The sequence below is a fragment of the Streptococcus mitis genome (assembly GCF_047463435.1).
Lineage (GTDB): Bacteria > Bacillota > Bacilli > Lactobacillales > Streptococcaceae > Streptococcus > Streptococcus mitis_DS.
In genome coordinates this window covers 1-13,943 of sequence record NZ_JASHDW010000016.1, presented here as the reverse complement: position 1 = coordinate 13,943, position 13,943 = coordinate 1, and the positions used below count along the sequence as shown (strand labels likewise).

9 protein-coding genes are annotated in these 13,943 nt (G+C 42.5%); all 9 read left to right on the top strand.

Annotated elements, in window-relative coordinates; all coding sequences use genetic code 11:
* Positions 1–313 precede the first annotated feature (313 nt).
* A complete protein-coding gene (gene rpoB, locus QM843_RS09040; protein ID WP_414304803.1) occupies positions 314–3,925 on the top strand; it encodes a DNA-directed RNA polymerase subunit beta in 3,612 nt (1,203 codons plus the stop codon).
* 32 nt (positions 3,926–3,957) lie between these two features.
* Entirely contained in the window at positions 3,958–7,635 is a 3,678-nt protein-coding gene (rpoC, locus tag QM843_RS09035) for a DNA-directed RNA polymerase subunit beta' (protein ID WP_261146097.1), read from the top strand.
* Positions 7,636–7,940: 305 nt separating this feature from the next.
* Positions 7,941–8,363, top strand: a complete 423-nt coding sequence (ndk, locus tag QM843_RS09030; RefSeq protein WP_414304802.1) for a nucleoside-diphosphate kinase — start codon at positions 7,941–7,943, stop codon at positions 8,361–8,363.
* Positions 8,364–8,497: 134 nt separating this feature from the next.
* On the top strand, positions 8,498–9,127 hold the full coding sequence (locus QM843_RS09025; protein WP_414304801.1) for a competence protein: 630 nt from the start codon (positions 8,498–8,500) through the stop codon (positions 9,125–9,127).
* A 95-nt stretch (positions 9,128–9,222) separates the two neighbouring features.
* The gene (gene tsaE / locus QM843_RS09020) at positions 9,223–9,666 is read left to right on the top strand and encodes a tRNA (adenosine(37)-N6)-threonylcarbamoyltransferase complex ATPase subunit type 1 TsaE (RefSeq protein WP_414304800.1); all 444 of its coding nucleotides are present in this window, start codon (positions 9,223–9,225) and stop codon (positions 9,664–9,666) included.
* On the top strand, positions 9,656–10,174 hold the full coding sequence (locus tag QM843_RS09015) for a GNAT family N-acetyltransferase (protein WP_414304799.1): 519 nt from the start codon (positions 9,656–9,658) through the stop codon (positions 10,172–10,174). The genes tsaE and QM843_RS09015 overlap by 11 nt, the downstream gene beginning before the upstream one ends.
* A 7-nt stretch (positions 10,175–10,181) precedes the next feature.
* Entirely contained in the window at positions 10,182–11,234 is a 1,053-nt protein-coding gene (gene lytR, locus QM843_RS09010; protein WP_414304798.1) for a glycopolymer--peptidoglycan transferase LytR, read from the top strand.
* 88 nt (positions 11,235–11,322) lie between these two features.
* Positions 11,323–12,579 (top strand): competence/damage-inducible protein A, encoded by a 1,257-nt coding sequence (locus QM843_RS09005; RefSeq protein ID WP_414304797.1) that lies wholly within the window; start codon positions 11,323–11,325, stop codon positions 12,577–12,579.
* Between the two features lie 54 nt (positions 12,580–12,633).
* Positions 12,634–13,788, top strand: coding sequence for a recombinase RecA (gene recA / locus QM843_RS09000; RefSeq protein WP_153199813.1), 1,155 nt, complete (start codon positions 12,634–12,636; stop codon positions 13,786–13,788).
* Positions 13,789–13,943 lie beyond the last annotated feature (155 nt).

The window sequence follows — 13,943 nt, the reverse complement described above, 5'->3', positions numbered from 1 at the left end:
AAAGATTTTGTCAAAAAATCGTTAATCCCCTTGAAAAATCTAGCTAAATAGGGTATAATATGAATAATCATTTGTCGTAGGTTTTGTCTGAAATATTGTCCAGACAAGGCTCACAGCAGTTAAATCTTCTGAAGAAGTCAGATTTAGCTGCTCTTTTTGTGCTTTTTTTCAGGATTTTGAGTGCTTGTAACAAAGACTTAAAGATTCTGAAAATTTATCAAGAGGACACGGTGATAGGGGTTTTTAAAACCATATGACGATTAGAAAAGCCTGATTGACAAGGCTTGGAACTTATTTACAAAGGAGAATCATCTTGGCAGGACATGACGTTCAATACGGGAAACATCGTACCCGTCGTAGTTTTTCAAGAATCAAAGAAGTTCTTGACTTACCAAATTTGATTGAAATTCAAACTGACTCATTCAAAGATTTCCTAGACCATGGTCTTAAGGAAGTATTTGAAGATGTATTGCCAATTTCAAACTTCACAGACACAATGGAGTTGGAATTTGTTGGATATGAAATCAAGGAACCAAAATACACGCTAGAAGAAGCTCGTATCCACGATGCTAGCTACTCAGCACCAATTTTTGTAACCTTCCGCTTGATCAATAAAGAAACAGGCGAAATCAAAACCCAAGAAGTTTTCTTTGGTGATTTCCCAATCATGACTGAAATGGGTACTTTCATCATCAATGGTGGTGAACGTATCATCGTATCTCAGTTGGTCCGCTCACCAGGTGTTTACTTTAACGATAAAGTTGATAAAAACGGTAAAGTGGGGTACGGGTCAACTGTTATCCCTAACCGTGGAGCTTGGTTGGAACTTGAAAGCGACTCAAAAGATATTGCCTACACTCGTATCGACCGTACTCGTAAGATTCCATTTACAACATTGGTTCGTGCGCTTGGTTTCTCAGGTGATGATGAAATCTTTGATATCTTTGGTGATAGCGAATTGGTTCGTAATACTGTTGAAAAAGATATCCACAAGAATCCAATGGACTCTCGTACAGACGAAGCTTTGAAAGAAATTTACGAACGCCTTCGTCCAGGTGAGCCTAAGACTGCTGAAAGCTCACGTAGCTTGCTTGTAGCTCGTTTCTTTGACCCACGTCGTTATGACTTGGCAGCTGTCGGTCGTTACAAAATCAATAAAAAACTCAATGTTAAAACACGTTTGCTTAACCAAACCATTGCGGAGCCATTGGTAGACCCTGAAACAGGAGAAATCTTGGTAGAAGCTGGAACAGTCATGACTCGTAGCGTGATTGAAAGCATTGAAAGCCATTTGGATGGCGACTTGAACAAGATTGTTTACATTCCAAATGATGCAGCGGTTGTGACTGAGCCAGTTGTTCTTCAAAAATTCAAGGTTGTTGCTCCAACTGATCCAGACCGTGTTGTAACAATTATTGGTAATGCCAATCCAGATGACAAGGTTCGTATCGTCACTCCTGCAGATATCCTTGCTGAGATGAGCTACTTCCTCAACTTGGCTGAAGGACTTGGCCGTGTAGATGATATCGACCACCTTGGGAACCGTCGTATCCGTGCGGTTGGTGAATTGCTTGCTAACCAAGTACGTCTTGGACTTTCTCGTATGGAACGTAATGTCCGTGAACGTATGTCTGTTCAGGACAACGAAGTCTTGACACCACAACAAATTATCAATATCCGTCCTGTAACAGCTGCGGTTAAAGAATTCTTTGGTTCATCACAGTTGTCACAGTTCATGGACCAACACAACCCACTTTCTGAGTTGTCTCACAAACGCCGTTTGTCAGCCTTAGGACCTGGTGGTTTGACACGTGACCGTGCTGGATATGAAGTACGTGACGTGCACTACACTCACTACGGTCGTATGTGTCCAATCGAGACACCTGAAGGACCTAATATCGGTTTGATCAATAACTTGTCATCTTACGGACACTTGAACAAATATGGTTTTGTTCAAACACCATACCGTAAAGTTGACCGTGAAACAGGTGTTGTTACGAACGAAATCGTTTGGTTGACAGCCGATGAAGAAGATGAATTTACTGTAGCACAGGCTAATTCTCGTCTGAATGAAGATGGAACATTTGCTGAGAAAGTTGTCATGGGTCGTCACCAAGGGGTCAACCAAGAGTATCCAGCTAATGTTGTTGACTACATGGACGTATCACCAAAACAGGTAGTTGCCGTTGCGACAGCATGTATTCCTTTCTTGGAAAACGATGACTCCAACCGTGCCCTCATGGGAGCCAACATGCAACGTCAGGCTGTACCATTGATTAATCCTAAAGCACCTTACGTTGGTACTGGTATGGAATACCAAGCAGCCCACGATTCAGGAGCTGCTGTGATTGCTCAGTATGACGGTAAAGTTACCTATGCAGATGCTGACAAGGTAGAAGTTCGTCGTGAAGATGGTTCATTGGACGTTTACCACATCCAAAAATTCCGTCGTTCAAACTCAGGTACTGCTTACAACCAACGCACTCTCGTAAAAGTTGGCGATGTCGTTGAAAAAGGCGATTTCATCGCTGACGGCCCTTCTATGGAAAATGGAGAAATGGCGCTTGGACAAAACCCAATCGTTGCCTACATGACTTGGGAAGGTTACAACTTCGAGGATGCCGTTATCATGAGCGAACGCTTGGTGAAAGATGATGTCTACACATCTGTCCACCTTGAAGAATACGAATCAGAAACGCGCGATACAAAGCTTGGGCCTGAAGAAATTACTCGCGAAATTCCAAATGTTGGGGAAGACGCTCTTAAAGACCTTGACGAAATGGGTATTATCCGTATCGGTGCTGAGGTTAAAGAAGGCGATATCCTTGTAGGTAAAGTAACACCTAAGGGTGAGAAAGACCTTTCAGCTGAAGAACGTCTCTTGCACGCTATCTTTGGAGACAAGTCTCGTGAAGTGCGTGATACTTCTCTTCGTGTACCACACGGTGCCGATGGTGTCGTTCGTGATGTTAAGATCTTTACACGTGCAAATGGAGATGAGTTGCAATCTGGTGTTAACATGCTGGTTCGCGTCTACATCGCTCAAAAACGTAAGATCAAGGTCGGAGATAAGATGGCCGGACGTCACGGAAACAAAGGGGTTGTCTCTCGTATTGTTCCTGTAGAAGATATGCCATACCTTCCAGACGGAACTCCAGTCGACATCATGTTGAACCCACTTGGGGTGCCATCACGTATGAATATCGGTCAGGTTATGGAGCTCCACCTTGGTATGGCGGCTCGTACTCTTGGTATTCACATCGCTACACCAGTCTTTGACGGAGCAAGTTCTGAAGACCTTTGGTCAACTGTTAAAGAAGCAGGTATGGATAGTGATGCCAAAACAATCCTTTACGATGGACGTACTGGTGAGCCATTTGATAACCGTGTGTCAGTTGGTGTCATGTACATGATCAAACTCCACCACATGGTTGATGATAAATTGCACGCGCGTTCAGTCGGACCTTACTCAACCGTTACCCAACAACCACTTGGAGGTAAAGCTCAGTTTGGTGGACAACGTTTCGGTGAGATGGAGGTTTGGGCTCTTGAAGCCTACGGTGCCTCAAATGTCCTTCAAGAAATCTTGACTTACAAGTCTGACGATATCAACGGACGTTTGAAAGCTTATGAAGCTATTACAAAAGGGAAACCAATTCCAAAACCAGGTGTTCCAGAATCCTTCCGAGTTCTTGTCAAAGAATTGCAATCTCTTGGTCTTGACATGCGTGTCCTTGACGAAGATGATCAAGAAGTGGAACTTCGTGACTTGGATGAAGGAATGGACGAAGATGTCATCCACGTAGATGACCTTGAAAAAGCCCGCGAAAAAGCAGCACAAGAGGCTAAAGCAGCCTTTGAAGCTGAAGAAGCTGAGAAAGTAGTAAAAGCGGAAGCAACAGAAGAAGCTGCTGAACAAGAATAAGCAGTTCACTTAGAATAGAAAGGGAAGAAATAGTGGTTGATGTAAATCGTTTTAAAAGTATGCAAATCACCCTAGCTTCTCCAAGCAAAGTCCGTTCATGGTCTTATGGAGAAGTTAAAAAACCTGAAACAATCAATTACCGTACCTTGAAACCAGAACGTGAAGGACTCTTTGATGAAGTTATCTTTGGCCCTACAAAAGACTGGGAATGTGCTTGTGGTAAGTACAAACGTATTCGTTACAGAGGAATTGTTTGTGACCGCTGTGGGGTTGAAGTAACGCGTACGAAAGTTCGTCGTGAGCGCATGGGGCACATCGAGTTGAAAGCTCCTGTATCTCATATCTGGTACTTCAAGGGAATTCCAAGCCGTATGGGCTTGACCCTTGATATGAGCCCTCGTGCCCTCGAGGAAGTTATTTACTTTGCGGCTTATGTGGTGATTGATCCTAAGGATACACCACTTGAGCACAAGTCTATCATGACAGAGCGCGAATACCGTGAGCGATTGCGTGAGTATGGTTATGGATCATTCGTTGCCAAAATGGGTGCCGAAGCCATCCAAGACTTATTGAAACAAGTAGATCTTGAAAAAGAAATTGCTGAACTCAAAGAAGAGTTGAAAACAGCTACTGGACAAAAACGTGTCAAAGCTATCCGTCGTTTGGATGTTTTGGATGCCTTTTACAAGTCTGGAAACAAACCTGAATGGATGATTCTTAACATCCTTCCGGTTATTCCACCAGATCTTCGTCCAATGTTGCAGTTGGATGGTGGCCGTTTTGCCTCATCTGACTTGAACGACCTTTACCGCCGTGTTATCAACCGTAACAACCGTTTGGCTCGTTTGCTTGAGTTGAATGCACCTGGTATCATCGTTCAAAATGAGAAGCGTATGCTTCAAGAAGCGGTTGACGCTTTGATTGACAATGGTCGTCGTGGTCGTCCAATCACAGGACCAGGTAGCCGTCCACTGAAATCATTGAGTCACATGCTGAAAGGTAAACAAGGACGCTTCCGTCAAAACTTGCTCGGTAAACGTGTTGACTTCTCAGGACGTTCCGTTATTGCCGTTGGTCCAACGCTTAAGATGTACCAATGTGGTGTGCCACGTGAAATGGCGATCGAGCTCTTTAAACCATTTGTCATGCGTGAAATCGTTGCCCGTGATATCGTGCAAAACGTCAAAGCAGCTAAGCGCTTGGTGGAACGCGGAGATGAGCGTATCTGGGATATCCTTGAAGAAGTGATTAAAGAACACCCAGTGCTTTTGAACCGCGCACCGACCCTTCACCGCTTGGGTATCCAAGCTTTCGAGCCAGTCTTGATTGATGGTAAGGCCCTTCGCTTGCACCCGCTTGTCTGTGAAGCCTACAATGCCGACTTTGACGGGGACCAAATGGCCATCCACGTACCGCTTTCAGAAGAAGCTCAAGCAGAAGCTCGTATCTTGATGCTAGCTGCGGAGCACATCTTGAACCCGAAAGATGGTAAACCAGTTGTTACTCCATCTCAGGACATGGTTTTGGGTAACTACTACTTGACTATGGAAGAAGCTGGTCGTGAAGGTGAAGGAATGGTCTTCAAAGACCGTGACGAAGCGGTTATGGCTTACCGTAATGGTTATGTTCACCTTCACTCACGTGTTGGTATCGCAACAGACAGCCTCAACAAGCCTTGGACAGAAGAGCAAAAACACAAGGTCTTGCTTACCACAGTTGGTAAAATCCTCTTCAACGACATCATGCCAGAGGGTCTACCATACTTGCAAGAACCAAACAATGCCAACTTGACAGAAGGTGTTCCAGCTAAATATTTCTTGCCACTTGGTGGAGATATCAAGGAAGCTATCAGCAAACTTGAACTCAACCCCCCATTCAAGAAGAAAAACCTTGGAAATATCATCGCTGAAATCTTCAAACGTTTCCGTACAACAGAAACTTCTGCTCTACTTGACCGTATGAAGAACCTCGGTTACCACCACTCAACTCTTGCAGGATTGACAGTTGGTATTGCCGATATCCCAGTCGTTGATGACAAGGCTGAAATCATTGAAGAATCACACAAACGTGTAGAACAAATCACAAAACAGTTCCGTCGTGGTATGATCACAGACGACGAGCGTTACAATGCTGTTACAGCTGAATGGCGTGCTGCCCGTGAGAAACTAGAGAAACGTTTGATTGCCAACCAAGATCCTAAGAACCCAATCGTTATGATGATGGACTCTGGAGCCCGTGGTAATATCTCAAACTTCTCACAGCTTGCCGGTATGCGTGGTCTGATGGCAGCTCCGAACGGACGTATCATGGAATTGCCAATCCTTTCAAACTTCCGCGAAGGTTTGTCAGTACTCGAAATGTTCTTCTCAACTCACGGTGCCCGTAAAGGTATGACCGATACGGCCCTTAAGACAGCCGACTCAGGTTACTTGACTCGTCGTTTGGTTGACGTTGCCCAAGACGTTATCATCCGTGAGGACGACTGTGGAACAGACCGTGGTCTCTTGATCCGTTCTATCGCAGAAGGAAAAGAGATGATCGAGTCTCTTGAAGAACGTCTCAATGGTCGTTACACTAAGAAAACCGTTAAACATCCAGAAACTGGTGCAGTGATTATCGGTTCAAATGAGTTGATTACAGAAGACAAGGCGCGTGAAATTGTTAATGCTGGTGTGGAAGAAGTGACTATCCGCTCTGTATTTACATGTAACACTCGTCATGGTGTCTGTCGTCACTGTTACGGTATCAACTTGGCGACTGGTGATGCGGTTGAAGTTGGTGAAGCAGTTGGTACAATCGCTGCCCAATCTATCGGGGAACCTGGTACACAGCTTACAATGCGTACCTTCCACACGGGTGGGGTTGCCTCAAATACCGATATCACTCAGGGTCTTCCTCGTGTCCAAGAAATCTTTGAAGCCCGCAATCCTAAAGGGGAAGCGGTTATCACAGAGGTTAAAGGACAAGTTACTGCTATCGAAGAAGATGCATCAACTCGTACTAAGAAAGTCTTTGTTAAGGGTGAAACTGGCGAAGGTGAATACGTCGTTCCATTTACAGCTCGTATGCGTGTTGAAGTTGGAGACCAAGTAGCGCGTGGTGCTGCTCTTACAGAAGGTTCTATCCAACCAAAACGTCTCCTTGCAGTTCGTGATGTCTTGTCAGTTGAAACTTACCTTCTCGGTGAAGTACAAAAAGTTTACCGTAGCCAAGGGGTAGAAATCGGTGACAAACATATCGAGGTAATGGTTCGTCAAATGATCCGTAAAGTCCGTGTCATGGATCCAGGTGACACAGATCTTCTCATGGGTACCCTCATGGATATCAATGACTTTACAGATGCCAACAAAGATGTCCTTATTGCAGGTGGAGTTCCAGCGACAGGTCGCCCAGTTCTTATGGGAATTACCAAAGCCTCACTTGAAACAAATAGTTTCTTGTCAGCGGCTTCCTTCCAGGAAACAACTCGTGTCCTTACTGATGCGGCTATCCGTGGTAAGAAAGACCATCTCCTTGGACTTAAGGAAAATGTTATCATCGGTAAGATCATCCCAGCTGGTACTGGTATGGCCCGTTACCGTAACCTTGAACCACATGCTATCAACGAAGAAGAATACCTTAATCCTCCAGTAGAGGAAGAAGGGGATGAAGAAATAACAGAAGTAGTTGTGGATACTGCCGTTGAAACTGTGGAAGAAACAGTAGAATAAAAGAGAATGAGAGAGCCTTCGGGTTCTCTTTCTCTTTTCTGAAAACTTTCTCCATTTTTCCATGAAATGTGGTAAAATAATACTCAATGAAAATCAAAGAGCAAACTAGGAAACTAGCCGTAGGTTGCTCAAAGCACTGCTTTGAGGTTGTAGATAGAACTGACGAAGTCAGCTCAAAACACTGTTTTGAGGTTGTGGATAGAACTGACGAAGTCAGTAACCATACCTACGGTAAGGCGACGTTGACGTGGTTTGAAGAGATTTTCGAAGAGTATAAAAGAAAGAAGCTGACAAAGGAGACAGGTATGGAACAAACATTTTTTATCATTAAACCAGACGGTGTAAAAAGAGGATTAGTGGGTGAGGTGTTGAAACGCATCGAACAACGTGGATTTACAATCGAAAAATTGGAGTTGCGTACAAAGGTTTCAGAAGGGTTAATTGATCAGCACTATCAGGACTTGGTTGGTCAAAGTTTTTACCCACCGATTCGTGAATTTATGACTTCAGGACCGGTTCTTGTAGGTATCATTTCTGGTCCCAAAGTAATTGAAACTTGGCGGACTATGATGGGTGCAACTCGTCCAGAAGAAGCTTTACCAGGAACTATTCGAGGTGATTTTGCAAAAGCTGCTGGAGAAAATGAGGTTATCCAAAATGTTGTGCATGGTTCAGATTCAGAAGAGTCAGCTAAGCGAGAAATTGCTCTTTGGTTTAAGGAAAAATAACAAAAAGTTTGGTGTGAGGATTACTTGCATCAAACTTTTTTGCATTTTAGAGTAGAAAACTGACAGTTGAGAAATATTCTAGCAATGATGAGAATTTCTAGCTTATAATAAGAGCAAGTAAGGGAGGAAGAATGATGGAAAGAATGAAAAAGCAAATTCGAGTTTTGTTATTGCTGACGGTTTTTGGACTTAGTAGCTGTTCTTGTTTAAGTTTATCGACTTGGTCCTTGATGTTAAATCAAAACTGCTTCTATTATTTAGTTGGCATGTTGCTCCTTGCCAGTATTGGTGCAGGGCTAAACTACTATAGTGGACAGCGAAATCAATCTTATTCAGTTTTTAAGGAAGATAATCAACAATTCTTGTATAGTCTGTTGCTCTTAGTAAATATTTTGGGTTTAGCTTTAATTGTCATAGAACATATCCTTGCAGGAAATACATCCGTAGAAGGGTTTGTGGAAGTCTTTCTACCGAGTTTCTTTTTCTTATTTGGTATTGATTTGTTAGTTTTTCTGCCGATTCAGAAGTATGTAAATGGATTGAAAAAGATTTTGGGTAAGAAGGAAATCTGTTTTATTAGTGGACTAGCTATTCTAATCTTTCTCAGAAATCCTTGGATGCTATTGTCCATGACCTTTTATATTACCTTGGGAATGCTATTTCTAGGACTATTGGTACCAAAAGTCATTCGCTGGGAAGTTTCATTTTATAGCCACCTGATGAGAGATATTTTGTTGGTTGTCTTCTTGCTGTTTCTATTTTAAGAATAAAAGAAGAGATAGTTCAAGTTTTACAATTTATAATATGAAATTCACAGATAATATCTCGACAAAGAACAACTTTTTGGTATAATAGAAACATGTACACAAAAAATGAAGAAGAGCTGCAAGCCTTAGGGGAGCGTTTGGGTCATCTATTAGAAAAGAATGATGTTTTAATCTTAACTGGTGAACTGGGCGCAGGTAAAACGACCTTTACAAAAGGTCTTGCTAAAGGGTTACAGATTACTCAGATGATTAAGAGTCCAACATACACTATAGTAAGAGAGTATGAAGGTCGTCTTCCACTTTACCACCTAGATGTTTATCGTATCGAGGGCGACGCTGATTCTATTGACTTGGATGAGTTTCTCTTTGGTGGAGGCGTGACTGTTATTGAGTGGGGAAATCTCTTAGGAGATGCCTTACCCGATACTTATTTAGAATTGGAAATTTTAAAAGAAGAAGACGGTCGCAGATTACATTTCCAAGCAAAGGGTTTGCGTGCAGAAGAACTCTTAGAGGAGCTTCAATATGGAGTATGAATTGCTCATTAGGGAAGCCGAAGCTGAAGATGCAGCTGAATTAGTGACGTTTTTAAATTGTGTGAGTTTGGAGACAGATTTTACCAGCTTAGACGGAGATGGTATTCTCTTGACCAGTGAGGAGATGGAAGTATTCCTCAACAAGCAAGCTAGTTCGGACAATCAGATAACCTTACTTGCATTCTTAAATGATAAAATTGCTGGTATTGTAAATATTACAGCTGACCAGCGCAAGAGAGTCCGTCATATTGGAGATCTCTTCATTGTGATTGGAAAAAGATATTGGAATAATGGATTGGGAAGTTTGTTGATAGAAGAAGCGATAGAGTGGGCACAAGCTAGTGGTATTCTTCGTCGACTTCAACTAACTGTCCAAACTCGTAATCAAGCTGCAGTTCATCTATATCAAAAATATGGCTTTGTAATTGAAGGTAGACAAGAGCGCGGTGCGTACATAGAAGAAGGGAAATTTATCGATGTTTACTTGATGGGTAAACTGATAGATTAGTAGAAATATGGTTAAAAAAATTATTGGAATGGTGCTAGCTTTTCTAGCTGTGACAGTTTTGGGTGTGGGTGTCTTTGCTTATACCATTTATCAGCAAGGTACACAAACCTTATCAAAAACCTATAAAAAGATTGGGGAAGAAACCAATGTTATTGAGGCGACTGAACCCTTAACGATCCTTTTAATGGGGGTTGATACTGGAAACGTTGAACGAACTGACCCTTGGGAGGGGAATAGTGATTCTATGATTCTCTTGACGGTTAATCCGCATACGAAAAAGACTATGATGTTGAGTTTAGAGAGAGATATTTTGACGAAAATTCAGCATAAAGATGGTCAAATCGAAGAAGCGAAACTGAACGCAGCTTATGCTGGAGGAGGTGCAGAATTAGCTATATCAACGATTCAAAGGATGATGAATATCCATATTGACCGCTATATTATGGTCAATATGCAAGGTTTGCAACAATTGGTAGATGCAGTGGGCGGGATTACGGTTAATAATACACTAGGTTTCCCGATTTCTATCAGTGACCAAGAGGAATTTAACACCATTTCTATCGGTGTTGGAGAGCAGACAATAAATGGAGAAGAAGCGCTTGTTTATTCTCGCATGCGTTACCAGGACCCAGAAGGTGACTACGGACGTCAAAAGAGACAACGTGAAGTCATTCAAAAGGTTGTTGAAAAAGTTCTTAGTTTGAATAGTGTCAGTCACTATCAGTCTATCTTAAAAGCCCTAAGTACCAATATGCAGACTAATATTGATTTATCTGCAAAAAGTATTCCAAGCTTGTTAGGTTACAAGGATTCGTTTAAAACTATTGAATCACAACAGTTGAAGGGTGAGGGAGAGATGTTGCAAGGTATTTCTTACCAGATTGTTTCTAGAGAGCATATGTTGGAAATGCAGAATATATTGCGACGTTCTTTGGGACAAGAAGAAGTCACTCAGCTTGAAACAAATGCTGTCTTATTTGAAGATTTGTTTGGACGGTTGCCTGTTGATAATGGGGATAATCAACAACAAGGCGTCTTTGTAACAAATGAAGTAGAATAGTTCGTTTTTTGATACAAATAAAAAATCAATCGTGGGAAATTTCCTGCGATTTTTTCAAAAAAATACGAATAGATAGGTAGGAGGAAACATGAAAGCAGAAATCATTGCTGTTGGAACAGAGATTTTGACAGGACAGATTGTCAATACCAATGCTCAGTTTTTGTCGGAAAAACTAGCAGAAATTGGGGTAGATGTATATTTTCAGACGGCTGTAGGAGACAATGAAACTCGTCTCTTATCCCTGCTTGAGATTGCTAGTCAACGTAGCAGTCTGGTGATTTTGACAGGTGGTTTGGGGCCAACTGAGGACGATTTGACCAAACAAACTCTAGCTAAATTTTTAGGGAAAGAATTAGTCTTCGATCCTCAGGCACAGGTGAAGTTGGATGTCTTTTTTGCCCAGAGACCAGACTATGCCCGAACACCGAATAATGAAAGACAAGCTCAACTTGTAGAAGGGGCGACTCCACTACCAAACGAAACAGGATTGGCTGTTGGAGGAATCTTAGAAGTTGATGGAGTGACCTACGTCGTCCTTCCTGGTCCACCAAGTGAATTGAAACCCATGGTCTTAAACCAACTTCTACCCAAGTTGATGACAGGAAGCAAGCTGTATTCCCGAGTTCTTCGTTTCTTTGGAATTGGCGAAAGTCAGTTGGTGACCATTTTGGCTGATTTGATTGACGATCAAACAGATCCAACCTTAGCCCCTTATGCCAAGACAGGAGAAGTCACTCTGCGTCTGTCAACAAAAGCTAGCAGCCAAGAAGAGGCGAATCAAGCACTGGATATCTTGGAAAATCAAATCTTGGACTACCAAACCTTTGAAGGCCTTTCTTTACGAGAACTTTGCTATGGTTATGGGGAAGACTCTAGTTTGGCTAGCATTGTCGTAGAAGAACTGAAAAAGCAAGGGAAAACTATCACGGCCGCAGAGAGTTTGACGGCAGGTCTTTTTCAAGCTACTGTGGCGGATTTTTCAGGAGCTTCAAGTATATTTAAGGGTGGTTTCGTGACCTATAACTTGGAAGAAAAATCAAAGATGTTGGATATTCCTGCCAAGGATTTGGAAGAACAGGGTGTGGTGTCTGAATCTACAGCTCAGAAGATGGCTGAGCAAGCAAGAAGCAAGACTCAGTCAGATTATGGTATTAGTTTGACTGGAGTGGCAGGACCAGATAGCCTAGAAGGGCACCCAGCTGGGACAGTTTACATAGGCTTGGCGCAAGAGAAAGGAACTAAGGTTATCAAGGTGAATATTGGAGGCAGAAGTCGAGCAGATGTACGTCACATTGCGGTTATGCATGCCTTTAACCTAGTTCGCAAGGCTTTATTAAGTGACTAACTTTTGATATAATAGTAGATAGGTCTAAGGACCATTAGAATGTAGGAGAATAGAATGGCGAAAAAACCAAAAAAATTAGATGAAATTTCAAAAAAATTCGGGGCTGAACGTGAAAAAGCCTTGAATGACGCTCTTAAATTGATTGAGAAAGACTTTGGTAAGGGTTCAATCATGCGTTTAGGTGAACGTGCAGAGCAAAAGGTGCAGGTGATGAGCTCAGGTTCCTTGGCGCTTGATATTGCCCTTGGTTCAGGTGGTTATCCTAAGGGACGTATCATCGAAATCTACGGACCAGAGTCATCTGGTAAGACAACGGTTGCTCTTCATGCAGTTGCGCAAGCGCAAAAAGAAGGTGGTATTGCTGCCTTTATTGATGCGGAACATGCTCTCGATCCAGCTTATGCTGCGGCCCTTGGTGTCAACATTGACGAATTGCTCTTGTCACAACCAGACTCAGGAGAGCAAGGTCTTGAGATTGCAGGAAAATTGATTGACTCAGGTGCTGTAGATCTTGTCGTGGTCGACTCAGTTGCTGCCCTTGTGCCTCGTGCGGAAATTGATGGAGATATCGGTGATAGCCACGTTGGTTTGCAGGCTCGTATGATGAGCCAGGCTATGCGTAAACTTGGTGCTTCTATCAATAAAACCAAAACAATTGCCATCTTTATCAACCAATTGCGTGAAAAAGTTGGGGTGATGTTTGGAAATCCAGAAACAACTCCTGGTGGACGTGCTCTGAAATTCTACGCATCAGTCCGTTTGGATGTTCGTGGAAGCACACAAATCAAGGGAACTGGTGACCAAAAAGATACCAATGTCGGTAAAGAAACTAAAATCAAGGTCGTGAAAAATAAGGTGGCTCCACCGTTTAAGGAAGCCTTCGTTGAAATCATGTACGGAGAAGGGATTTCTAAGACTGGTGAGCTTTTGAAGATTGCAAGCGATTTGGATATCATCAAAAAAGCAGGAGCTTGGTACTCTTACAAGGATGAGAAAATCGGGCAAGGTTCTGAAAATGCTAAGAAATACTTGTCAGATAACCCAGAAATCTTTGATGAAATTGACCATCAAGTTCGTGTTCAATTTGGTTTGGTTGATGGAGAAGAAGCTGCTGAAAACAAAAAAGATGAAGCAGTTAAAGCAGACTCTGTGAATGAAGAAGTCACACTTGACCTAGGCGACGAACTTGAAATCGAAATTGAAGAATAAGCTGTCAAAGTAGTGGAGAAATCCACTGCTTTTTCGGCTCTTTGTCAACTGTAGTGGGTTGATGAAAAGCTAAGCTCGAGAAAGGACAAATTTCGTCCTTTCTTTTTTGATATTCAGAGCGATAAAAATCCGTTTTTTGAAGTTTTCAAAGTTCC